Here is a 24444-nt window from a genome sequence, read left to right on the forward strand (position 1 = left end):
TTTTCAAAAAAAGGAAAGGGCTGCCGGAATGGTTCCGGCAGCCCTGAACCTGATCAGCCGCCTGTGGCTGCCTTGATCTTCTCGAGGGTCTTGCCTTCCATGTCTTCCACGCCGGGAGGAATGTTGGCAAAGAACTTGAGATTGTCGATGTCGGCTGCGGTGAAGGCCGCATTGACGGCTGCCTTCTTGTCTTCCGGCAGCAGGTCGGTACCACCCTTGACCGCGGCAATCGCGCCGGTGCTGCCGGACATGATGGTCACGTTTTCCGGCCGCAGCACGAAGTTGATCCACTTGTAGGCGGCATCATCCGCCTTGCCCTTGCGCGGCAGGGCGAAGGTGTCGATCCAGGCTAGTGCGCCTTCCTTCGGCGGAACGAAGACGATGTTCTGGTTCTGGTCATAGAGCTTGTAGGCGGTGGAATCCCAGGTTTCGGATGCCACGATTTCGCCTGACAGCATCATGGCGGACAGGTCGTCGCCGCCTTTCCAGTAAGCCTTGATGTTGTCCTTGCACTCGATCAGCTTGTCGGCGACCTTGTCCAGGATGCCCTGGTATTTCTCAAGGTCCGCATAGGCCGCGAACGGATCTTCGCCCATCGAGAAGGCCGTGCCGAGCAGGATCGTGCGCTTCAGGCGCATCGAGGTCTTGCCCTTGTAGGCCGGGTCGCACAAGTCGGCCCAGCTCGAAAGGTCTGGAGCCTTTGTCTTGTCGGCCATCAGGCCGGATGTGCCCCACTGGTGGGGAACCGCGTAGACTTCACCCTCGATCGTGGTGTTTGCCTTCACGCCGTCAAGCAGCTTGGCTTCCATCGCACCGGTGTCGATCTTTGAGAGATCCAGCGGCTTGTAGATGTCATATTCCAGCTGGGCCGCGTAGATGCGGTCGTGGCTTGGCTGGGCAAGGTCGAAGCCGGCACCACCAGTGGCGCGCAGCTTGGCAATCATTTCCTCGTTGTTGGAGAAGGTGACTTCAACATCAATGTCCGGATATTCTTCTTCAAATTTTTGGACCAGTTCGTCGGGAGCGTAAGACCCCCAGGTCAACAGGCGCAGGGTCTCTGCCTGGGCAGAGCCGGCACCGGCAAGCATGGTTGCGGCCAACAGGCCGGTTAGTGTTGTTTTCAAATGCATGACGTCCTCCTGAATGCACTCAGCGTACTAACCGGAAAAAAGCCTAGGTTGGAATTGGCCTGCCAAATATATCCATTGCAGATAATTTAGCAGTCCAATTGACCGAGGGTGCACCTTAGCTGGTGCAGCAAACAGGCAGGATTTTCTTGAGAACCTTCATGCCTTTGCGGATGTCATCCTGCGCAGAGCTGCCGAAGCCGAGGACAATGCCGCGCTGCGGTATCCGGCCAAGAGCGTAGCGAGACAGGGGGGCGGTGGTGATGCCGTGTTTGGCCGCTTCAGCGACGATCCTGTCTTCGTCGTATCGGTTCGACAAAAGGCCGACAGCGTGAAAGCCGCTGCTGGTTGGCTGCAGGTCGATGTCTCCTGCAAGACTGGCGCTTTCTGCCATCAAGGTATCGTGACGGTGCTTGTAGAGTTGGCGCATGGTGCGGATGTGGGTTGCGAACATGCCTTCATCCATGAATTCTGCAACGATCGCCTGGGTGACGGTCGGAACACCGGCAAGCCAGGTCAGGCAGACCCGTTCGAAGCTTTCCACCAGGCCTTCCGGCACCAGAACGAAGCCGAGCCTGAGGGCCGGAAACAGGGATTTGGAGAAGGTGCCGACATAGATTACCCGGCCGTGGGTATCGATGCTCTTGAGTGTTGGTGGTGGCTGGTCTCCGAAATAGAACTCGCCGTCGTAGTCGTCCTCCACGATCATGGCGTCGGCTTCATTGGCGGCTGTCAGAAGCGCCAGGCGGCGGGAAAGGCTCATGACGTGGCCAAGCGGTTGCTGGTGCGATGGCGTTACGAAGGCGAGCCGAAAGTAGGGCGCCTTGGCAAGGCCGTCCTCGATGCAAAGGCCTTCCTCGTCAACGGCGACGGGAATTGGCCTTGCGCCAATGGCAACAAAAGCGTTGCGCGCACCAATTGCACCAGGATTTTCAAACCAGATCGGCTCGCCTGGGTTGACCAGCATGCCGCCGACCAGGGAAAATGCGCGCTGGGCGCCGTTGGTGATGAATATCTGTTCGGGGTCGCACTTGATTCCGCGGGAGGCATTGAGCTGACGGGCAATCGCCCGGCGCAGCGGCATGTAGCCGAAGGGTTCGCCGTAGCCGGCAATGTGGTCGCGGTCCTTGCGCCAGTGCCGTGCGGAGAGTTTTGCCCATTGCGCCATCGGAAAGGCGTCGAGCGCCGGCAGTGCTGTGACGAAGGCCTGCGATTTGTGCGGCAGGCGCGAGCGCAAGGTGAAGTCCGGGATGGCATGCCGGGTCGCGTGGGAAAGGCGCGGCACGACGGGGGTGATGTCGCTGGCCTCCTGTGACGGCTTCGGTGCAAGGCGGGCGTTCAGCGCTTCACTCACGAACGTGCCAGCGCCTACCCTTGCCTCCAGAAGACCCTCGGAAATCAGGCGGTCGGTCGCATCGATTACCGTCGTGCGGGAGACGCCGATCTCCTGCGCCAGGGTGCGTGTGGCCGGCATCCGGTCACCCGGGGTCAATGCCCCCGTCAGCAGCAGGTCGCGCAGGGCCATGTAGAGCTGGATCGAAATTTTCTTTTCGGCCGTCTTGTCGATCTTGATCGACGAGAGCACAGCGCCGGCATGCCGTTTCATCGCATTCTCCCAAATTGGTATGAGAGTTTGCGCAAAACGGACCTTCTATCAAGTCCAATTCTGGATAAGGGTCGGTTCATGAGCCAACCCCAATCCATCGGGACCGTCCGTCCGAGGACCGGATAAGACAATGAAAATACAATCAATAGAAACATTTACCAATGAGTTTGTCTGCTTCGTTCGTGCAACCGCCGAAAACGGTGCGACCGGATGGGGGCAGGTAGCGCCTTACTACGCGGATATCACCGCGGAGATCGTCCACCGTCAGGTTGCACCTTATGCGCTGGGCGAAGACGCTTTCGACATTGAACACCTGATGGAGATCATCCCGGAACGGGAGCACAAGTTTCCCGGCTCCTATCTGCGCCGGGCGATGGGGGGGCTGGACACTGCCCTGTTCGACCTTCGCGGCAAGCTGGAAGGCAAGCCGGTGTGCGAACTGCTCGGCGGAACGCCGGGCAAGGTGCGGGCCTACGGGTCGTCGATGAAGCGTGACATCACGGCGAAAGACGAAGCGGATCGCCTCAAGAAGCAGCAGGACCTTTACGGCTTCGACGCCTTCAAGTTCCGGATCGGTGCCGAATGCGGCCGCGACCAGGACGAATGGCCGGGCCGGACGGAAGAAATCGTGCCGACCATGCGCAAGGCCTTTGGTGACGACACCGCACTGCTGGTCGATGCCAACTCCTGCTATTCGCCAGCCAAGGCCATCGAGATCGGCCGATTCCTGGAAGCCAACGGCATTTCCCATTACGAGGAGCCTTGCCCCTACTGGCATTACGACCAGACCAGGCAAGTGACAGATGCTCTCGACATCGATGTGACAGGGGGGGAGCAGGATTGCTCTCTGGTGGACTGGCAGCGGATGATCGATGAACGAGTTGTCGATATCATTCAGCCGGACGTCTGTTATCTCGGTGGTATGGTCCGCACCATGAAGGTGGCACAAATGGCGCATGAGGCAGGCATTCCCTGCACACCGCATGCGGCCAACCTGTCGCTGGTGACGCTGTTCACCATGCATCTGCTGCGGGCGATCCCGAATGCGGGCAAATATCTCGAATTCTCCATCGAGGAAGCCGACTATTATCCCTGGCAATACGGCCTCTTCACCGCGTCGCCATACGAGATTGTCGACGGGCATGCCACGGTGACCGATGCGCCGGGGTGGGGTGTCGAGATTAGTCCGGAGTGGCTGGCGAAATCCACATACAAGATCAGTTCCCTGGAAGGCTAAAGATGTCCGGAGCAAGCGAACTCATCGCGGAATATCAGGCTACGGGCACGCTGAAGGCGTTGCCCCTCGGCCATTTCATCGACGGCAGCTTCACGCAGCCGTCCCATAACCGCACCATGGAAAGTTTCGATCCGGGCCGGGGTGAAGCCTTCGCCCGCTTCACGGCGGGCACCGCCGAGGATGTCGATCAGGCGGTAAAGTCGTCAAAGGTTGCTTTTGAGACGGTCTGGCGAGACATGGCGCCGGTGGAGCGGTCCCGGATCCTTCTGCAAGCGTCCAAGCTTATCCTGGAAAATCTCGATCTTCTGGCCGTTGCCGAAACGCTGGACAGCGGCAAGGCACTGCAGGAAGCTCAAGGCGATGTGCGCGGTGCGGCTCGTACGTTCGAGTATTACGCGGGCGCTTGCGACAAGCTGCAGGGAGACAGCTTTCCCCTTGGGCCGAATTATGTCGGTTACGCCATTCACGAGCCGGTCGGGGTCACGGCCCACATCATTCCGTGGAACTTTCCGATCTCCACCGCTGCGCGCGGATTTGCGCCGGCGCTTGCAGCCGGCTGCACGGTTGTGGCCAAGCCTGCCGAACAGACGCCGTTCACTGCGCTGCTGCTCGCGAAGATCCTGCATGATGCCGGATTGCCGGCAGGCGTGTGCAATGTCGTGACCGGCACCGGCGCCGAAACCGGGGCTCCACTGACATCCCATCCGGATGTCGACCACATCACGTTCACCGGTTCGGTCCAGACGGGCAAATCGGTGATGAAGGCGGCAGCTGACGAGATCACCCGCGTGGTGCTGGAGCTTGGTGGCAAATCGCCCGTGGTGGTGCTTGGCGATTGTGACCGGGAACAGGCGCTATCCGGTGTTCTCGGTGCGATCTACGAGAATGCCGGCCAGATCTGTTCCGCCGGATCTCGTCTTGTGATCGAGAAGAACATTCACGCGGACTTCGTTGCGGAACTGGTGAAACGCACAAAATCGCTGACACTCGGGCACGGTCTTGGCAACCCGGATGTCGGGCCGGTCAATTCTGTGGAACATCTTGCGAAGGTTGCTGGTTTTGTCGACCGCGCAAGGGCGCGCGGCGCTGATATCGTGACGGGTGGCGCCATAGCCACTGACCCGAAAACCGGCAAGGGCTGGTTCTATGAGCCGACAATCGTCGACAGCGTTGCCGCGCGTGACGAGTTGGCGCAGGAGGAAATCTTCGGGCCGGTGCTGACGGTGCAGGTGGCTGATGATGCCGATCACGCCTTGGCACTTGCCAACGATTGCCAGTACGGCCTGGTCGCAGGCATCTACACGTCGAATTTCGCAAAAGCCCATCAGCTCGCGCGCAAGATCGATGCCGGCCAGATCTACATCAACGAGTATTTCGCCGGCGGGATCGAGGTGCCGTTCGGTGGCAACAAGAAATCCGGTTTCGGCCGCGAAAAAGGTCTCGAAGGTCTCAAGAGCTACTGCAAGACCAAAAGCATTGCCGCCAGGATCGGCTAGAACTTGTCGCTTTTCACCGCCTGAAATCGGGGATTTCGACGCAAGAAGCGATGCAAGATCTTTCCAGTTAGACGCGGCACGCTCCAGGGCAGAGTTCAGTCAGCCGGATCAGAGCGATCCGAACCTGCTCAAACATCCTGTTACCTCCCCTGAAAGGCCGGTTCGGTTTACCGATCCGGCCTCTTTTTTGTTGAGGCTGCGTGTAGCGCGGGATGATCTCACACCGGAAACTTGCGCTGCTTGAAGAACTCCCAGAGCGACTTGTTCAGCGTCTGTGTCTTCTGGATCGTTTCCCTGACGAGCGTGATTTCCCGGGCATTGATCGGGCTGGACTTGCCGTATTCGATCTTGTGTTTCTGGTCGCTGATGCGCATCAGGATGGTTGAGGCATTGCGCCCCTCGTTGTCGAACGAATAGATGCAGTGATTATATTTGTTTTTCAATTTCAACGTCTTGTGCATGTCCCGCGTTAGGCTCAGCACCTCTTCCCTTAAGTCCGGTTTCTGCGCGTCGAGCTTGGCCAACCGTTCGACCAGATCAATTCGGGCACGCGACGTGTTGAGGGTCAGGAAGATCACCGTCGCGACTTCCTTGGTGACGCCGGCGAGGCCCGCGATCATGTGGATCAGCAGGCTCTCCGTGTTGGTCCACGTATAGTTCAGCCGACCCATGAGGGCGAGAAACGTCTGGAATTCGTCCGCCATTGTGGGCGCATCTGCCGCGCTCATCTTCAGGCCTCTAGGTTGGGTGGTCGTTGTTCCGTCTGAATGTAGATCGCGGCTGCTTCCGTTCTGTTTGAAACGCCGAGCTTTGAAATGATGTGATGAATATGGAGCTTGATGGTGTGCTCCGACAGGGACAATTTTTCGGCGATGTTCTTGTTCTGATATCCCTCTGAGATGAGGCATAGAACTTCGGTTTCCCGTTTCGTCAGCTTGCCGAAGCGGTTCCTGGTACGGCTGCGGTGCCTGCGCTGATGCATGGCCGGGGCTGCGCCGTAAGGCCTTTCCATTCCCATGTACTTGATGGCATCAGCCGGCAGATAATGGCCGCCGTTGAGCATGAGACGGATAGCGCCTAACCAGAGATCGATCCGAAGGTTCATCGGCAACACGCTCTTGATCAGGCCTTCCTGGAAATAATCGCTGATGATCGAGGGGAACGACAGATCGTCATTGATCAGCATGCAGAGGTTTGCTTCGGGGAAGTTTTTCCGCAGGCAGGCAATAGCTTCCTTGCGCTCCGCGCTGAAGCCTTCGTCGATCAGGAAAAGGCGTTTTGAAAATTCCCCACGGCGCTCTGAGCGATAAAGATCGATTTTCTGAGTGATACGGATAAAACGTCCATCTTCTATTTCCCGGTCGATTACTCCTTCCAGTTCCTTCGGAAACTTTTCGGACGCTCCAATATAATAGATTGAACCTTTATTCTCGTAATTTACGCTAGTCATTACTGTCACCCCTACAAACTAAGATAAAATTTAATTTGGACTCTCTTTCACTTGCAATTGCCAGAAACAGGGCCTGGGAGAAGCGTTTTTGTAAATATTCATCCGGCTTATTCTGCCGTCGGCATTAGCCATGCGGTTTTTAAAATAATAAAATTTCTTATCTTGTTTGTTCAGACCAAGGATAGGTGCGGGAAATGGGTGGCTGTCGGAAAATGAACATGCCGTCCAAATCGCAGTATTAACAGGGATTTGTGCAGTGACCCCCTAGTCTGAATTTCTCCTCACCCATAACTTGTATATAACAAACTTACCTTAGGTTATATTAATAATTCGATTTAGTCGCGGATCAGATTTTGCTTCAAGATATTGCAATTAAATACTTTTTTTGACCTCGCGTGATTTACCTATGTCGCTAGATATCCGCGAAACTTGAATGGTAAATGTTTAGTTAAGATTTCCGGCTTATTGCAATCCCCCTGTTCTGTCATTGTTTTCATCGGCTGGGAGATTCTTGTATTTGTGTAAATCCTCGGTTTGTGGATCCCAATCCACAAATTTGACTTCCGGCCGAAGAGTAAATGGAGCAGCTAAATCTATTTTGATTAGCTGATGTGGTTGTTTTTGCCATTTTCCATTTGATCTGGGGCGGTAACGCTCCTCTTAACCACGACAGCCCTATGCAAATCGATAGAAGACGATCTGCCGAGCTGTCCGATCTGAGGACAGAACCATGAGCGAATACGTTTGGCATAAAAACGAGCTGAACATCGATAAGTCGTTCAATCCGACTTATTCTAGCGAGTACAACACCAACTATAATCACGAAATAAACATCGACAATTCGAAGAGCTACGAGTGGGAATACTCGGACGACGACAACACCCAGGATGTGAACAACCAGGTGTTCAAGTATGTCGACAGTGACTTCGATCCTGTCATCAATGTGGATTTCGAGAACGGTCCTTCGGACGTCGACAACATTGACCTGGACATCGGCGACCATGCGAGTGTCGAGGACATTCTGATTGCGAAAGGCAATATCGACTTCGACCCGGGCGACGATATCAAGGTCGAAGACGTCCTCAATGATGCGCTGAACGGCCTTGGGAACGATACCGGCATTGCAATCAACAACAGCAACCAGCTGGAAGACAACGATTGGGCAAAAGACACCTTTGTCGCCAATGAAGGGTCCTTCACGCAGAAGCTGACTGCCAACGGCGGTTCGGCGGAAGCTGACGACGGTCTGGCTTTCGGTGGGTCGTCCATGACCGTGGATGCCCTTGATGATGCGACGGTGATTGGTGAAGTGATGGCCGCTGCCAATGCCGCCAACGCAACCGAAGCGTTCGTCAACGAGCTGGTGCAGGGTGCGAACATTCTCAACAACTCGGTCGACACGACGATTGTCGGCGGCGATCTCTACACCGACAGCGTTGGTGAAGACGAGCTCTAAGATGTTCGATCGGCGCTGCGGTTTTCTGTTTCGAACCTGTTTCCGAAACGCCAGCTGCGCCCGTTTCCAAGTCAGAATGCGGTGTGAACGCCGGTCTTGCGAGACTTGGCTCGCCGCGATGAACAAGGACTATTATCATGTCTGGTAAGCGTGGAACTCAATTCAATTACTCTGATTTCGATGCAGTCGATGACTCGAAGATCATCAACAAGGCCGAAGTCGTGATGAACTTCGAAGAAGGATTTGTTTATGACGACGACGATGTCGTGGACATCGACCTGGAAGAATGCGCTGAAGTCGACGAGATGCTCGTGAGCGTCAACGGCGGCATCGACTACAGCCCGGGCGACGACATCACCGTTGAAGACATTTTGAACGAAGCCCTCAATGGTGGCGGCAATGATGCCGGTGTCGTGCTCAACAACAGCAACCAGCTGGAAGACAACGACTGGGCCAACGGTACGACGGCAACCAACAACGCCGGCTTCAACCAGACCCTGAGTGCCAAGGGTGGCGATGCCGAAACCGATGACGGTATTTCGGCAGGCGGCTCCAGCGGGTCGGCATACGTCGATGCTGACATGCAGGCATTCGGTGGCCATGTCGGCACCTGGTTCGGTCATGCCGGTTTCCATGGCATGTCGGTCGACCTGGAAGGCAATCTGGAAATCGATGACCTCGGTTCCGGCAGCGTCAGCGTCATCGCTGATGACGATGCGCTCGTCCAGGGCATGAATGCGGCTGAAGCATCCGCTTCCAACGATGCATCGGCATTCACCAACACGCTTGTGCAGGGCGAAAACATCCTGAACAACTCTGTCGACATGACCATTGTCGGCGGCAACATGGACAGCCTGATGACCGGTGAAGATCTCGGCTCCCTGAGCTGATCCGGTTTGTTCCTGAATTGATTTTCAATTCCGGAAAACAGCAGCAGGCGCGGAGCTCACTTGCTCCGCGCCTGCTGAACGCGGCCTCTCGTATTTAGATTCGCGCGAGTTTGACCGCGAAAACGACCCTTCATTCAGATTAGGGGGCTGACATGTTTTTTTATGATGACCTTACGCGTGAAGCGATTTCGCATTTTGTAGGAAGCTTTTCCATGTCACTCGAGGAGGCCCGCGCCCGCCTTGAGTATCTTGAATTCCGCGCGGCACAGCTTGCTGCCGAACAGGCAGAGCAAGGTGAGGCGATGGAGGCGCTGCTGACAGTCTGGCCCGACTATCAGCTGCTCGACCTCAATCCGAATATCCATTACGAATTCGATGGTTACAGCTACTACGACGACGTTCCCGCCGCCCTGAACTTTTATGAGTGGGATGGCATTGGCATGCGGGCACATCTGATGCCGCCGTCGGTTGAGGGGACTTTCAATCCCTACACCATCGCGCTGACAGGCGGTGTCCGCTTCATAACGTTCCAGCACGAAGTGCTGCCCAACAGCTTCGCCGTTGTGTCCCGGTCCGAAAACGTGCTGGAGGACAACGACTATCTGTCCAACACGGGTCTCCACTATCATTTCGATTACGAAGCACCATCACTCATCTCCTTCCTCGATGCGCTTGAGGCCGCCGGGATCACCGGCAGGTTCAGCTTTACGGAAGCAGACAATCCGGCTGGCAATCTGAGCGCGACCGTCGCAGCCTGGACGGAAACAGCCCAAACCATGCAAACCGGCGCTCCCGGTGTCGGGCAACAGGTTCTGGCAACCGGAGATGACACCGGGCAGCTCTATCAGAACGGTATCGTTGTCGAGGAAGCCGCCCGTCTTGATGAAGTCATCAAGCATTTGAGGGGCCGTGCTCCGGACGATGACGCCGACGCGAACTCCGATGACGTGGTGCTCGAGGGACCGCAAAGCGCCTCAGGCGAGTTGGCTTCGCTGGTGGACACCGCCGGAACCTCCGCTTCGCTGCAAATCAGTGCCGGCAACAACACACTGATCAATCAGGCCATTCTGGTGGACGTCTGGGGCAAGGCCGCGACCATAGCTGTGGCCGGCGATTATTACGATCTCGACATTATCAGCCAGACAAATGTTCTGGCAGCGCCGCATCTGGCGGGTCTTGGCGAGTGGGCGACGGATCCGAGCACCGGCAGCTACAACATCGCATCGATCATGAACACCGGTTCGGATCTGCCCATGGATGTTGCTCCGGTCGGTAATCATTCTCTCTGGGATATCACCTTCCACGACGGTGACATGACCTTCGTGAACTGGCTGACCCAGAAGAACTATCTGGTCGACAACGACACCATCGTCTACCAGGAAGACGGCTCGGGCACGACGATCATGTCCGGTGGCAATATTCTGACAAATGCTCTCAACCTTACGGAATTGAGCACCTTCTTCGATCTGATCCTGATCGGAGGCGACTATTACTCGGCCAATGTGATCAGCCAGACCAACGTCATGGTCAATTTCGATCAGGTCATTGCCGAAGGTACACAAGACGCTTCCATGCCGATGCCTGACGGGCAGATCGACAATCTGCTTTGGAACGAGGCCTATATCGTTTCCAACTACAACAGTTCCGTCGTCGACCTGGATCCGGCAAGCGCGAACCGGCTCGCAACGGCAGGTGAGGAGGATCTTGGCGATGACTTCCTGTCCGGGCTCTTCAGCGGGGAAGCTTCGCCTTTCAACCAGCTGAACGTTCTTTATATCTCCGGTGATGTCTACGACATCAATTACCTCGAACAGGTCAATATCCTGGGCGACAGCGACAGCATCGCCACGCTTGGGGTCGATGTCTCAAGCGAAGGCACCAGCATCAACGGCGATTCAAACCTTCTCTACAATGCCGCGGTGATCCAGGAAGCCAGCGTGGACAATGTTGTTCGCGTCGGTGGCGACACCTATTCGGAAGCTTTGCTTTACCAGGCGGAGATCCTGACCGCAGATGTCGAGCAACCTGATCACGGCGGGGCGGGTCTTGCGTCGGAGGCCGTTGTCTTCCTGGCCGACGGCATGCTGACCAATGGTGACAACGATCTTGAAACCGTCAACCTGAACCAGGTGCCGGACGAGGTCTGTGTCGATCCGATGGCGACAATGGTCGCTTAGGGGAGGCAGCTCATGACCATTTCATATGATGTTGCCGATGGGCAGCGGACGAACCGGGCGGGTGAGCCGCAGGTGCTGGGCCCCGATGCGAAAAAGGGTGATGCACGACTTGTCGGCGCAGAGGCAGCAGCCGTTGCGGGCGGACCTACCCTGAAGTCGGGAGACGCAAGAGCGAAACCGGCGGACGGCGGCAAGTCCGCCCGGACAGGCACTGGCACAGGAACAGGCACTGGCAAAGCCAAGGCTGAAAAGCCCGAGTTCCACCGACGGACGACACCGCCCGATCTTTCCAAGGCACTCGAAAACGGCGTCGCCGCCGTTCGGCGCAATCTTCTCATCGTGCTGATGTTTTCCTGCGTCATCAATGTGCTTGTGCTGTCAATTCCGGTCTATCTGTTCCAGATCTCGGACCGGGTCCTGACCAGCCGCTCGCTGGACACGCTGGTCATGCTGACAGGCGTGATCGTCGGGGCGGTCCTGCTGCAGGCAGCCTTCGATGCCATCCGCCGCTTCATTCTTATGCGCACGGCGGTCGAACTCGCATCGCAACTGGGTTCACCCATCCTCGCAGCCGCCGCACGAGCTTCGCTCAACAGCAACGGTAAGGAGTACCAGATCCTGAACGACCTGCAGCAATTGCGGGGTTTTCTGGTGTCCGGCACCATGATGGCATTTCTGGACGGTCCCTTCGCGCCGCTTTTCCTGGTCGCGATCTACCTCATTCATCCGCACCTGGGGATGATTGTCGGTGGCACCTGTTTGATCCTGCTTGTGATCGCGGTGATCAACCAGAAGATCACGTCCCGGCATTTCAGTGATGCGAACCAGAACCAGAGCAAGGCGAACCTGCATCTGGATGCGATGTCCAGGAATTCGCAGATCATCAACGCCCTGGCCATGATCCCGGAAGCAGTGCACCTGTGGGGGCGTGATACGGCTGCGTCGCTGCGCGCGCAGGTCAGTGCGCAGGACAGAAACATCGTCTCGGCCTCCATTACCAAGGCTGTCCGGCTTCTGACGCAGGTGGCGATGCTCGGGTGGGGGTCATTCCTCGCCATCCAGGGTGAACTTACGGGGGGCATGGTGATTGCCGCCTCCATTATCGGCGGCCGGGCGCTGTCGCCCATCGAGGGGGCGATCGAAGGCTGGAACCAGTATCTGCTGTCGCGCAATTCCTATGGCCGGATCTCGACACTGCTGAAATCCTCGCCGCTCAATTCCGAACGTCTCGTTCTGCCCAAGCCGCAAGGCAGGCTTGATGTCGAACGCCTGCTCTACGTGCCCCAGGGGACCAAGCGGGTCGTGCTCAACAGCATCACTTTCTCGCTGAAAGCCGGGGACTCTCTTGCGATCATCGGCAACTCGGGAGCCGGCAAGACGACACTCGGCAAGATGCTGGTGGGATCCATCCTGCCGACATCGGGTGCGGTGCGTCTGGACCTGATGGACCTGCGCAACTGGAACCAGCGGCAGCTGGGTGAAAACATCGGTTACCTGCCGCAGGACGTTCAGCTTTTCCCGGGCACGATCAAGCAGAACATCGGCCGCATGCGCGAAGATGCTTCGGACGAACAGATCTACGAAGCTGCCTGTCTGGCCGACGTGCACGCCATGATTTCCGAATTGGCCCACGGCTACGAAACGGTTGTTGCGGCCGACGGTGCACCGCTGTCAGGCGGTCAGAAGCAGCGTATCGCGCTTGCCAGGGCATTCTTCGGCAATCCGCGTTTCGTCGTTCTGGACGAACCCAACTCAAATCTGGACACCAATGGCGACGAGGCACTTGCACGGGCAATGGCACATGCCAAGGCCGAAGGCATCACCGTCGTCGCGATCACGCAAAAGCCGTCCCTGCTGAAATGTGTCGACCGGATCCTTGTTCTGGCCGACGGCTCCATCAGCATGTTCGGTTTCCGCAACGAAGTGCTGGAACTCCTTGCCGACCGGAAGAAGCAAAAAGCCGTTCAGCAACAAGGATAAGCGTTGGCAGCCGCCAGGGACGGCTCAAGCCAGGGGGGAAAGATGAGCAACGCTCTGACACATCACGAACCGATGGACTGGTATTCGGCAGTGCCGAGATCGATTTTCTGGCACACACTGATCGGCGTTTTCATGCTGGTCTTCTTCATAGGAGGCTTTGCCGCCTGGTCCTTTACCGCGCCGTTGGCTGCCGCCGTAATTTCAAGCGGAACCTTTGTCGCAACCGGACAGAACAAGCAGATTCAGCACTACGAAGGCGGGATCGTGAAGGAGATCCTGGTGCAGGAAGGCGAGCGCGTTCAAAAAGGCGATCCAATTGTTCGTCTCGACGAAACCGTCGCATCCGCGAACGAGCGACAACTGGGGCTCAAGCTGGCGCGGCTGGAAGCGATCAACGCCCGTCTGCGCGCCGAATATCTCTGGCTGAAGGAGGTGGAATTCCCGCAAACATTGCTGGACCTGAAGGACGATGAGGAAATTGCCACCATCATCGCCGGCCAGAAGCTGAGTTTCATCGGATCCCAGGCCAAGCTGACAAGCGATATCAGGATTCTGGAGAGCACGATCGAATCCCTTCAGCACCGCCGCGACGGCTACCGTGAACAGCATGATGCCATGATCAGGCAGCTTGCGATCCTGCAGGAAGAACACACGGGCAAGAAGCTTCTCTTCGAAAAAGGCCTCCTGCTGAAGCCGACCCTGAATGCACTGGAAAGAGCGATCGCAGAAGCGGAAGGGCAGATCGGGAGGCTGGCATCGTCCATGCAGGAGGCCAACGCCCAGGTGTTGCAGCACCAGGAACAGGTCAAGCAGACACGGGCTGCCTATAACGAAAAGGTGCTTGATGACCTGCAAACCATCGAGGCCGAGCTGGATGCTGCAAGAGAGCAGTCCCGCAAGGCGCGCAACGTTCTTGAACGTGCCGTCATTCAGGCACCGGTTTCGGGCACAATCGTACGCATGCACTACCACACTGCCGGTGGGGTTATCGAAAGCGGCAAGACGATTGTCGAGATCCTGCCGTCCGACGCACCGCTGATCATTGAGGCACTGATTTCGCGAACCGATATCGACAGCGTCCATATCGGCCAGCATGCCACGGTTCGCCTGTCCGCCCTCAATCAACGCACCACTCCGGTGCTGGAAGGCGAAGTGCAATATGTGTCTGCAGATGCAATCACCGACAACAGTACGGGCATCATGCGTGAGGTTTACGTGACCCGCATCGATATCTCGCCGGGCGAACTGACAAGGGTGCTCAACTTCGTTCCAACCCCGGGCATGCCCGCGGAAATCATGATCCAGACGACCGAGCGAACCTTCATGCAGTATCTGACCAAGCCGATCGTCGACAGCATGTCACGCGCCTTCCGGGAGGAATAGGCAACTGGAGGCATTTTACGGTCGACGGCCGCTTTTCAGCGCAAGACTGCGCGGGTCTGCACACGGTGGCTGATCAATCCGGATTGTCTGATGTGGTCTTCAGGCAATGTCCGCCTTGGGCCGGTTCGTTTGTCGCGGACCGGCCGCTTTTTTGGGATTGTACCGGTTGAAAGGTGACAGCTGCAGTCAGGTGACGTTGCGAAAAGAGGGGTTGTTTTCGCAAGGTAATCCGCCAATTATGAAAGCGGTTTTTCCGGAACTTGTACCAAGCCGGAAACAGGGTTTTCATGTGATTGCGCCAAATGCGAAACCGGGTCGAACTGCTGTTGAAGACTTTTAAAATCAACGGATTGGCTGTCTGGTCCGTTGTGGTGTTTCTGGTGCTGACGAGCCTGTCAGCTCACGCGGCGACGGACCCGTTCGCGGAACGGCGCATGGCGCTTGTGGTCGGCATTGCGGGCTATGAGAACGCTCCTGATCTGAGCAATACCACCAATGACGGCAAGCTGATTTCGGACACCTTGAACGAGCTGAATTTCGAAGTGTCCGAGCATTTCAACATCGGGCTTGCGGAGTTCCGCGAACTGCTGGACCGTTTCGCCTTCGAGGCGGAAACGGCGGATGTGGCTCTCGTCTATTTTGCCGGACATGGGATCGAAGTCGGCGGGCGCAATTTCCTGGTTCCCTCCGACGCCAAGGCAGGCAGCCGGCAGCAGGTTGCCGATACCTCGATTTCTCTCGATGACATTCTGGAAGCGGTCGACAAGGCGCGGCAGCTCAGGATCGTGATCCTGGATTCCTGCCGGAACGACCCGTTTGCCGATGTGGGCGGGCAGGAAACGCTCACCGTAAATCAGGGGGCTTATGGCCGCGGGCTGGCGGCGCCTTCTCCCGAACGCGGCACGCTGGTGGCCTACGCCGCCGAAGCAGGAGCCGTTGCACTGGACGGGGCAGGTGAAAACAGTCCGTTTGCGTCGGCGCTGGCCCAGACCTTGAAGATCAGGGACCTGGAAATAGGCCTCGCCTTCCGGCAGGTGCGCGATTCCGTGCTGAAAGCCACCGCCAACGCGCAGGAGCCGCACACCTACGGCTCACTGTCCGGTAAACCCTACTTCCTTGCGGGCGGCAGCCAGGAGGTCAACGTGCTTGCGGCGGCAGACCGTCGTAATGCCTGGGGGCGCCTTGAAGTCAGCCAGGAAGAGCAGTTGCAGGTGGCGGCAAGGGAAGGCGACAGCAGGGCGCTGAAAGGCCTTGCCTACATGCGCCTCAACCCGAGCGAGGACCGATACGATCCCTCCCGTGCGGCAGCATTTCTGGAAACTGCATCGGAAGCGGGTGATCCTGAAGCCATGTTCGAGCTTGCCCGCATGTATGAGCGCGGCATTGGCGTCGAACAGGATGTCGAAAAGGCATTGGAACTGTTTCGCAGGTCCGCGGACGAAGGCTTTGCGGATGCCATCAACGATCTCGGGTTCCTTTACTATCAGGGCGGCCTGGGGATCGCGCGTGATCCGAAAAAGGCGATTGAGCTCTTCGGAAAGGCTGCCGATCAGCGGCACCCGGAAGCAATGTTCAATTACGCAGCTCTGATCGATGACGGTGTGGTCGATGGCAAGGAACCGGACGATGCGGCAGAATATCTTTATCGCGCCTTGAGATCCGGCAACGAGGAAGTTTTGAGCCAGCTCTCGGAAAACCCGAAGATGTTCAAGGCTACGACACGGCGCTCCCTTCAACGGAAACTTTCAGAACGCTCTTTCTATACCGGGACCATCGACGGCCAGTTCGGCCCGCAGACCCAGAGAGGTCTGCGCAAAGCTTACGGGCTTTCCGAATAGGGCCATTGCGTTTTCCGGTTGAGATGGGTTCCCGCCTTCCAAAGCCATTATTGCGCGCTGCATGACGCAAGGTAATTTTTGACTTGTTCTTTTATTCCAAGGGTTTAAAATTGAAAAAGAACAATCAAAAGAAACATTTCGGGAAATATCAATCCCTGATTTCAATGTAGACAGTGCAGACGTTTTTCTAAGTCATATTGCAGATTTTTGCTACTTTTCCGATAGCAGTTGTCACGTCAATCGTGATTACTGCCCGGTCCGATCAGTTGTCGCTGGTGATTTGTTCGATGTGTTTGAATAGTTGATTGGAGGAAGCCATGTTTGGAAACAGGTTTTGCGCAGGTGTGGCCGTTGCCGTGCTCGCCGGTCAAGTCGTGACGGCTGCCAGTGTGCCTGCTTATGCGGTCGCCGTTCCGGGTGGTCAGTCGCTTGCACCGGCAGATCCACTGGGTTCGGTTCTGGAGGAGCTACTGCTTGCGCAGTACAGCTCTTCCATGAGCAGCGAACCGTCTGGTCCTTCCTATGATGTCGATCGGCAGGAACGCGACCCGAAGCTGAGCGCGTCCCATGATCTCGACGAAAGGATCACGCGCGGCGTCATCTGGATAATCCAGAACGGCAGCAACGAGTGCCGCAATTCCATCCGGCCCGAATACCGCTTCGACTGTTTGAGGAATGTTCTGGGCCGCGCCGCCTCGACAATCGAAAACCGGCCGAACTATCGCGACGCGGCGCGGGAGCTGCGGAGCCTTTCCCGCAAGCTTGATGGCATTGTTTCAAAATATCAGGACCGGAGCGCTCCACGCGCGGCCGTGGGTCAGCGTACCTACCGGGCCGTTTCCACGGCCAATCTCGAACAGGCCCGCCGTGAAGCATCGGAAGCTATCGACGAGAGCGTCACCAAGCTGCTGCGTTCGGCCGGAAACTCGGAAAAGCGCAAGACGCATTATTCCCAGATCGCAACCGCTGTCGGGTCTACCAAGCGTTTGCTGCGGTCTTAAGTATCACCGATCCAGCTGGCGGTCGCTTCAGTCCGCCGGCTGCTGATCCGGGATCTCCTCCGGAGTGATGACCGGCGTTTCACCGACATCGGGAGCAGGTTCGACAAGCTCGCGGTCTCCGACCGGGGCTGGCATCAAAACACCGTCGCAGTCTGAAAGGCTGGCAGTTTCTTCAGTATCGGCGGGAACCCGGTCTTGCGACTTTGCGCCGGGTTCAACCTGACAGTCGCCGCTCTTGTCGTCTGCAAGAGCGGTGCCGCACACAAGGGTCAGTGCGGTGGCAAGGGCTGCAATCGTCCGGACATTTTCGTGCGGGCGCATACTATCCTCCAATGGATGTCTCTCCATTGGAAACGCCTGAACCGTCATCGGGTTCAATTCGGGTGGATTTACCGGCTCCGCCCATGGGGGGAACCGGCAAGTTGTCTGTACGTACTCTTCAGTCGATCAGGCGATCGTCTGGCCGGTCTTTGCCCAGTCCGCAAGGAACTGCTCCAGTCCCTTGTCGGTCAACGGGTGCTTGACCAGCGCCTTGATCGTTGCCGGCGGCACAGTTGCCACATCGGCGCCGATCAACGCTGCTTCCTTGACGTGATTGACCGTGCGGATCGAGGCGGCAAGAATTTCGGTCTCAAAGCCGTAATTGTCGTAGATCTGCCGGATCTCGCGGATCAGCTCCATTCCGTCCATGGCCATATCGTCCAGTCGGCCAATGAACGGGGAAATGAAGGTTGCGCCGGCCTTGGCCGCCAGCAGCGCCTGATTGGCGGAAAAGCACAAGGTGACGTTGGTCTTGAACCCTTCGGTAGTCAGTGCACGGCAGGCCCTGAGACCATCCAGCGTCAGCGGCAGCTTGATGCAGATGTTGGGGGCGATCCTTGCAAGGGTCTTGCCTTCCCGCAGCATTGCCTCGAACTCGGTAGCCGTGACTTCGGCCGAAACCGGACCTTCGACAATGGAGCAGATTTCGCGGGTTACTTCGGTAATGTCCCGGCCGGACTTGAGGATCAGGGACGGGTTGGTTGTAACACCATCGATAAGGCCGAGTTCGGTGAGGTCGCGGATGTCGCTGACATCCGCCGTGTCGACAAAAAACTTCATGTCTTTCTTTCCGTTTGGAATGGCGGGCAGCGTTACCCGCGGATCTTGCGGGCGGTCTGCTGTAGCAGCTCGAAAGCCTCGTACCGCTTGTTGTGGTAGGATGTGGCCTCGGCGCCGCCGGGTGCATAGGTTTCGCCGGCTGCCGACATGGCTGCCATGGCGGCCGGAATATCCTTTTGCAGGCCTCCAGCGACAGCGCCGAGCATGGCCGAGCCGAGAAGGACCGGTTCCGCGGTTTTGGGAGCGGCGATCACGAGGCCCGTGGCATCCGCCAGAAGCTGGCGCACCAAAGGGCTCTGGCCTGCACCGCCACTGACGACGATGGTGTCCGTCCGGATGCCCTTTGCGGACTGCGCCTCGACAATCTGTCTGAGGCCGTATCCGAGACCGCATATGCCCGCAACATAGAGCCTGACGAGAGCGGCGACGGATGTGTCCATATCGAGGCCCGCAATGACGGCCTTTGCTTCCGGGTCGGCAAACGGTGCACGGTTGCCGAGAAATTCAGGCACCACATGCAGACCGTCTGCCAGCCTTGAAATGTCTGTCCCCTCCGGTGCAAGCCGTTCGGCTTCCGCAGCAAGCCACTGGTTGAGGCCGAGACCTGCTTCCTTCGCCTGCTTGAGGGCGTCAGTGGAGGCCGGGTGGAAGCGGACCAGATGGTCGATGGCGGCACCTGCCGCCGACTGACCCGCCTCGTTCAGCCAGAGGCCTGGAACCATCGCGGAGAAATAAGGTCCCCAGACGCCTGGCACGAAGGCAGGTTCTGTTGTCGAAGTCATGGTGCAGGCGGAGGTGCCGAAGACATAGGCCATCCGGCTTGTCGCCGATCCCGCCTCTGTCTGGTCCTGCCACCCGACCGTTCCGACACCGCCCGCATGAGCATCGATCAGCCCGGCAGCAACGGGTGTCCCTTCACGCAGGCCCAGATCTGCGGCCGCTTCTGCCGTCAGCCCGCTGCCCAGTGCCGTTCCCGCATCGACAACGGTGGTGCCGATGCGGTCAAAATCATTCGCGCAGAGTTCGGCAAGACCGATGGACTGGAAATAGTCGGCGTCCCAGCGGCGCTCATGACCAAGGTAGGTCCATTTGCAGGTAACCGTGCAGATGGACCGTGCAAGGCTGCCGGTCGCCCGCCATGTCAGGAAATCGGTCAGGTCGAAAAAATGCTCGGCTTTGCCGAAGATCTCTGGCCGGTTCTCTTTCAGCCAGAGCAGTTTCGGGGTTTCCATTTCCGGTGAAATCTGGCTGCCGACATACCGCAGCACGTCGTGGCCACCGGCGTTGATACGTTCGGCCTGGTCAAGAGCGCGGTGATCCATCCAGACGATTATGTTGCGCTCCGGGTGGTCCGTATCGCCCACCGGCAGCGGGCTGCCTTGCGGGCCGATGACCACCAGCGAACAGGTGGCGTCCATGCCGATCCCGGCCACATCGCCCGGATCGATCCCGGCCGTGCCGACCGCTTCGCGTACTGTAGCGGCCACGGCTTGCCAGATGTCGTTGGAAGACTGTTCGTAAAGGTTTGGCCCCCGGTTGAAGAGGGCGATGTCACGTTTTGCCGATGCAACCAGATTGCCGGACTGGTCGAACAGACCAGCCCTGGCACTGCCTGTGCCGACATCAATACCAATCAGAAATTTGCTCATGCCTCAAAGGTCCACACTTTGCGGCAGGATGACAAGGTCCCTGATGGTGACGCCGCGCGGGCGGCTGAGCATGAACAGGACGGCATCAGCGACTTCCCGGGGTTGCATCAGGCTGCCGTTGGCAAGGGCTTCGTCCATCTTTGCCTTGGGCCAGTCATCGAGAAGGGCTGTAACCACAGGTCCCGGCGCGACCGCACCAACGCGCACCCCGTGTTCGGCGACCTGGCGCCGTACCGTGTGTACGAAGGCCTGCACGGCAAATTTCGAGGCGGTATAGATTGGTTCCCAGACGACCGGCACAAGGCCGGCGATGGAACTGGTGACGATGATGTCGCCGGTCTTGCGTTCCACCATATGTGGCAACACGGCGCGAATGGAGCGGAACGCGGCATTGATGTTGAGATTGAGCACCTTGTCCCACTGGTCCGGGTCACCGTCGACGACGCTGCCGCCGACATAGGCTCCTGCATTGGCGTGGAAGATGTCGAGGTGTCCGGTCTTTTCCACGATCCGGTCCAGCATGCCATCGACAGCGGGCCCGTCCATGAGGTCGACCACCAGCGGAATGGCGTCCGGTCCGAGCTCCTGGCAGATCGCGTTCAGTCTGGCTTCGGCACGGTCGATCAGGACCACCCGGCAGCCGGCTGCAAGCAGGCTCCTGGCGCATTCCAGGCCGATCCCGGACGCGGCACCGGTAATGGCCGCGACCTTGCCTTTGAGTTCATCGGTCATGTTCGAAATCCTTGAATTGAAATCCGGTCAGGCGCGGCCGTGAGAGACGCGGCTCTGGCGGGCGAGACTGTCGACGATGACGGCAATGGCGAGCACGCAGCCGGTGATCATGTAGCGGAGCGAGGACGACATGTTCAAAAGTGTCAGCCCGTTTGAGATCGACTGGATGACGATGATGCCAAGCAGCGCCGACCATGCCGACCCGCGTCCGCCGAACAGGCTGGTACCACCGATAACGGCGGCCGCGATGGCGTTGAGGTTGACGTCACCGGTGCCTGCCTGCTGGCTGGCGGAGGCAAGCCGCGCGGAAGACAGAACACCGCCGAGGGCCGCCAGCAGCGAGCACAGCGCAAAGGACGTGAGGTAGGTGAAGGTGACATTGATGCCGGCTCTGCGCGCAGCCTCCGCGTTGCCGCCGACTGCCTTCACGGACCGCCCCCACTGGGTGCGTGTGAAGACATAGTTCATGACAACGACAAGCAGGGCGAAGAGGCCGAACATCCAGGGCACGCCGCGACCGAGGTTCAGATAGAAGACGGCGGCTTCGAAGGCGATGGTGGTGAACAGCGCCTTGAACACTAGCCCGCCAACAGAGCCAACGGAGAGATTGGCTGCCTGGCGCTGGCGCCGGTTGCGAATTCCCATCACGAGAATGGCGAGGCCAGGCAGAAGTGCGACTGCGTGAGAGGCCCAGGCAGGCATCATCAGAAGCTGGCCGAAGTTCACCATCCAGGAGCCGTAGGGCAGGTTGATGGAGCCTGTGGAGCCGAGCATGTAGAGCTGCAGGCCGAGAAGCGCCAGCAGACCGGCGAGGGTCGAGACGAAGCTGGGCATGCCAAGCTGAGTGCGCAGCAGTGCATAGACCGAGCCGATGACCGCGCCGGTGCTGAGCGCCGCCAGGATCGCCAGCGGCAGCGGAACGCCCTGGTTGACCCAGAGCACGCCGATCAGGGCCGAGCCGACACCGCTCATGGAGCCGACGGATAGGTCGATCTCGCCGAGCATCAGCACGCAGACGATGCCGAGCGCGATGACGCCGACTGTCGAGCAGTCGAACAAGAGGTTCACAAGGTTGTTCGGCGTAACGAACAGCGGATTGAGAATGGTGAAGACCGTCCAGATGACGATGAGGCCGACGATGACGGGCAGGGAGCCGAGGTCGCCTGCCTTCACACGATCGATGAAGGCGCTGATGACGTCGGTCAGGCTGCTGGCATGCTTGACGCGCGTATCGCTGCGGTCGAGCAGCCGGGGTTCGGGAGCGGAGCCGTTCATGGTGGTTTCCTTGTTTATGCCGTGGCGCCTGCGGCCGCCCGTTTGCTGGCGCGGCGGGTGACGGCATTGTCGGTTGCGCCGGTAATGGCTCCGACCAGTTCCTCGTTGGACGATTGCGGCGAGAACACACCGTTGTTGCGGCCAAGCCGCAGCACCACGATGCGGTCTGCGACCGCGCGCACGTCTTCCATGTTGTGGGAGATCATGATGACGCCGAGGCCCTTGTCGCGGACCCGCTCCACCAGGTTGAGAACTTCCGCCGTCTGGGCAACGCCAAGGGCGGCGGTCGGCTCGTCCAGCATGATGATCTTCGGGTTGAGCAGCAGGGACCGGGCAATGGCGACGGTCTGGCGCTGGCCGCCGGACAGCGAGGCGATCGGTTCGCGCACGCTTGGAATTCGGGCCGCCAGCTCGTTGAGCAGCTCCCAGGAGCGGACTTCCATGGCCACTTCATCCAGATGCCAGGGACTGCGTTCCTGGCCCAGGAAGATGTTGGCAACGACGTCGAGGTTCTCGCACAGGGCGAGGTCCTGGAACACGGTTGCGATGCCAAGGTGCAGGGCGTCGCTCGGCCCGTGCATCGTCACCGGCTTGCCTTCGAAGTGAATGGTGCCGGAAGTCGGCGCGTGAACGCCGGAGAGCACCTTGATGAGGGTAGATTTTCCGGCGCCGTTGTCACCGACAAGGGCAACGACTTCACCTGGATGGACGTCCAGCTCGATATCGGTCAATGCCGACACCGCGCCGAAGTTCTTCGAAATGCCCTTGAGGCTCAGGATCGGCTGCCGATCCGTGGCGGATTGGGGAGAAGTGGCGGTCATCTTGTCCGGCTCATGGTTTTCTGGGTCTTCTGGATGGCCGCCCGGCCTTCCGGGCGTCGACCTTTTGGGTCGGGCGGCCTGCTTGGGAGGAGGAGTTATTGGATGCCGAGTTCCTTGCAGCCTTCGGCATAGCGGCCCGTGCACAGTTCCTCAGCCGTCTGGATGCCCATATCGATGATCTCTTCCTTCAGGTTCTCGCGCGTGACCACGGCCGGAACGAACAGCTCGGAAGGTGTTTCGTAGAGCGTCGTCTTGGCTTCCGGCGTTTCCCCGTTCAGGAACTGCACGGCAACCTTGGCAGCCGCCGCGGCAACGATTTCAGAAGGCTTGGAGATCGTGTTGTACTGGTCGCCGGCAATGATCAGCTGCAGGGCCGCGATGGTGGCATCGTTGCCGGTTACAGGCGGAAGCGGGTCGACGCCGGCAGCCTTCAGGGCGGCAATGGCGCCGCCGCCGGTGCCGTCATTGGCCGCTACGATGCCGACGATCTGATCGCCGAAGCGGGTGATCTGGCCGCTGGCCCATTCCTGGGCTTTGGGCGGTGCCCAGTCCGGCGTGTCGAATTCGGCCAGGGTCTTGTACTTACCGGTGGCGATACCTGCATGAATACCGTCCTTGATCAGGCCGGCAGCGGCATCGGTGGGCGAGCCGTTGATCTGCAGCAGGCCGCCGGCCTCCGGCGAGATGCCCTGTTCTTCCAGATGGCGCACCAGGGACTCGGCGATTGCCTTGCCGATGCCTTCATTGTCGAAGGAGACGTAGTAGTCGGCGGTCTTGTCCGGGATCGGGCGATCGTAGGCGATCACTTTCACGCCCTGGCTCTGGGCAAGGGCGACGAGCGAGGCGGCCGCGCTGGAATCCACCGGATCAAGCACGATCACCTTGGCGCCTTGTGTCAGAACGGAGTTGAACTGCTGCTGCTGGCGCGCCACGTCTGCATCCGCGTTCTGGTAGATGACGGTGCAATCCGGGCAAAGCTTCTCCATTTCCGCCTTGAAGCCCGGGAAATCATGTTCCTCGTAGCGGGTTGATGCCTGGTCTGGCATCAGGAATGCGACGGTGCCGGACGCAGCCTGGACAGCGGTTCCCTGCAGCAGGGCGGCGGCAACGATGGCCGCTCCGGCAAGTTTCTTGTTCATCGGGTTCATTTCAGTTTCCTCCATCAATAAAACGGTCCGTCGGCCCCGTCCTCGGGTGCGCTCAAGACCGGTTGGTTTCCTGAAAG

The 24444-nt window shown here is 58.5% G+C and carries 20 protein-coding genes; 9 read left to right on the forward strand and 11 right to left on the reverse strand.

What is annotated here, in order from left to right; all coding sequences use genetic code 11:
* Positions 1–53: 53 nt before the first annotated feature.
* Complete coding sequence (locus tag FIV03_RS09590) at positions 54–1130, reverse strand: extracellular solute-binding protein (RefSeq protein ID WP_023000096.1); 1077 nt, start codon at positions 1128–1130, stop codon at positions 54–56.
* Between the two features lie 115 nt (positions 1131–1245).
* Complete coding sequence (locus FIV03_RS09595; protein ID WP_055661528.1) at positions 1246–2733, reverse strand: PLP-dependent aminotransferase family protein; 1488 nt, start codon at positions 2731–2733, stop codon at positions 1246–1248.
* A 130-nt stretch (positions 2734–2863) separates the two neighbouring features.
* On the opposite strand from FIV03_RS09595, the gene FIV03_RS09600 reads away from it, so the two are divergent.
* Both FIV03_RS09600 and FIV03_RS09605 read left to right on the forward strand, forming a co-directional pair.
* Complete coding sequence (locus FIV03_RS09600) at positions 2864–3970, forward strand: mandelate racemase/muconate lactonizing enzyme family protein (protein ID WP_152509401.1); 1107 nt, start codon at positions 2864–2866, stop codon at positions 3968–3970.
* A gap of 2 nt (positions 3971–3972) precedes the next feature.
* Complete coding sequence (locus FIV03_RS09605; protein WP_152509402.1) at positions 3973–5466, forward strand: aldehyde dehydrogenase family protein; 1494 nt, start codon at positions 3973–3975, stop codon at positions 5464–5466.
* Between the two features lie 218 nt (positions 5467–5684).
* Here FIV03_RS09605 and FIV03_RS09610 read toward each other — a convergent pair whose 3' ends face one another.
* Together FIV03_RS09610 and FIV03_RS31755 are read right to left on the reverse strand one after the other, a co-directional pair.
* Positions 5685–6194, reverse strand: a complete 510-nt coding sequence (locus FIV03_RS09610) for a hypothetical protein (protein WP_228866363.1) — start codon at positions 6192–6194, stop codon at positions 5685–5687.
* Between the two features lie 2 nt (positions 6195–6196).
* Complete coding sequence (locus FIV03_RS31755; protein WP_023000101.1) at positions 6197–6916, reverse strand: response regulator transcription factor; 720 nt, start codon at positions 6914–6916, stop codon at positions 6197–6199.
* A gap of 730 nt (positions 6917–7646) precedes the next feature.
* On the opposite strand from FIV03_RS31755, the gene FIV03_RS09620 reads away from it, so the two are divergent.
* From FIV03_RS09620 to FIV03_RS09650, 7 genes are all read left to right on the forward strand, one after another.
* Positions 7647–8372 carry a hypothetical protein gene (locus FIV03_RS09620; RefSeq protein WP_023000102.1) on the forward strand — a complete coding sequence of 242 codons (726 nt, stop codon included), beginning with the start codon at positions 7647–7649 and terminating at the stop codon, positions 8370–8372.
* Between the two features lie 137 nt (positions 8373–8509).
* A complete protein-coding gene (locus FIV03_RS09625) occupies positions 8510–9262 on the forward strand; it encodes a hypothetical protein (protein ID WP_023000103.1) in 753 nt (250 codons plus the stop codon).
* 212 nt (positions 9263–9474) lie between these two features.
* Positions 9475–11439, forward strand: coding sequence for a hypothetical protein (locus FIV03_RS09630; protein WP_152509403.1), 1965 nt, complete (start codon positions 9475–9477; stop codon positions 11437–11439).
* Between the two features lie 12 nt (positions 11440–11451).
* Positions 11452–13419: a type I secretion system permease/ATPase gene (locus tag FIV03_RS09635; RefSeq protein WP_152509404.1), complete on the forward strand. Its 1968-nt coding sequence runs from the start codon at positions 11452–11454 to the stop codon at positions 13417–13419.
* 42 nt (positions 13420–13461) lie between these two features.
* Positions 13462–14802, forward strand: a complete 1341-nt coding sequence (locus tag FIV03_RS09640) for an HlyD family type I secretion periplasmic adaptor subunit (protein ID WP_152509405.1) — start codon at positions 13462–13464, stop codon at positions 14800–14802.
* A 326-nt stretch (positions 14803–15128) separates the two neighbouring features.
* Positions 15129–16640 carry a caspase family protein gene (locus FIV03_RS09645; protein ID WP_209009924.1) on the forward strand — a complete coding sequence of 504 codons (1512 nt, stop codon included), beginning with the start codon at positions 15129–15131 and terminating at the stop codon, positions 16638–16640.
* Positions 16641–16957: 317 nt separating this feature from the next.
* Positions 16958–17641, forward strand: a complete 684-nt coding sequence (locus tag FIV03_RS09650; RefSeq protein WP_152509407.1) for a hypothetical protein — start codon at positions 16958–16960, stop codon at positions 17639–17641.
* Positions 17642–17668: 27 nt separating this feature from the next.
* On the opposite strand, the gene FIV03_RS09655 is transcribed toward FIV03_RS09650, so the two are convergent.
* From FIV03_RS09655 to FIV03_RS09685, 7 genes are all read right to left on the reverse strand, one after another.
* On the reverse strand, positions 17669–17962 hold the full coding sequence (locus tag FIV03_RS09655) for a hypothetical protein (protein WP_152509408.1): 294 nt from the start codon (positions 17960–17962) through the stop codon (positions 17669–17671).
* A 126-nt stretch (positions 17963–18088) separates the two neighbouring features.
* Positions 18089–18742 (reverse strand): fructose-6-phosphate aldolase, encoded by a 654-nt coding sequence (gene fsa, locus FIV03_RS09660; protein WP_152509409.1) that lies wholly within the window; start codon positions 18740–18742, stop codon positions 18089–18091.
* Positions 18743–18774: 32 nt separating this feature from the next.
* Positions 18775–20391, reverse strand: coding sequence for an FGGY-family carbohydrate kinase (locus tag FIV03_RS09665; RefSeq protein WP_152509410.1), 1617 nt, complete (start codon positions 20389–20391; stop codon positions 18775–18777).
* Positions 20392–20394: 3 nt separating this feature from the next.
* Positions 20395–21123: an SDR family oxidoreductase gene (locus FIV03_RS09670; RefSeq protein WP_152509411.1), complete on the reverse strand. Its 729-nt coding sequence runs from the start codon at positions 21121–21123 to the stop codon at positions 20395–20397.
* Between the two features lie 27 nt (positions 21124–21150).
* Positions 21151–22398, reverse strand: a complete 1248-nt coding sequence (locus FIV03_RS09675; protein ID WP_152509412.1) for a sugar ABC transporter permease — start codon at positions 22396–22398, stop codon at positions 21151–21153.
* Positions 22399–22412: 14 nt separating this feature from the next.
* Positions 22413–23219 carry an ATP-binding cassette domain-containing protein gene (locus FIV03_RS09680; RefSeq protein ID WP_055661540.1) on the reverse strand — a complete coding sequence of 269 codons (807 nt, stop codon included), beginning with the start codon at positions 23217–23219 and terminating at the stop codon, positions 22413–22415.
* A 95-nt stretch (positions 23220–23314) separates the two neighbouring features.
* Entirely contained in the window at positions 23315–24367 is a 1053-nt protein-coding gene (locus FIV03_RS09685) for a sugar ABC transporter substrate-binding protein (protein WP_062491318.1), read from the reverse strand.
* Between the last annotated feature and the right edge of the window lie 77 nt (positions 24368–24444).

This window comes from Labrenzia sp. THAF187b, from assembly GCF_009363375.1.
Classification (GTDB): Bacteria; Pseudomonadota; Alphaproteobacteria; order Rhizobiales; family Stappiaceae; genus Roseibium; species Roseibium algicola.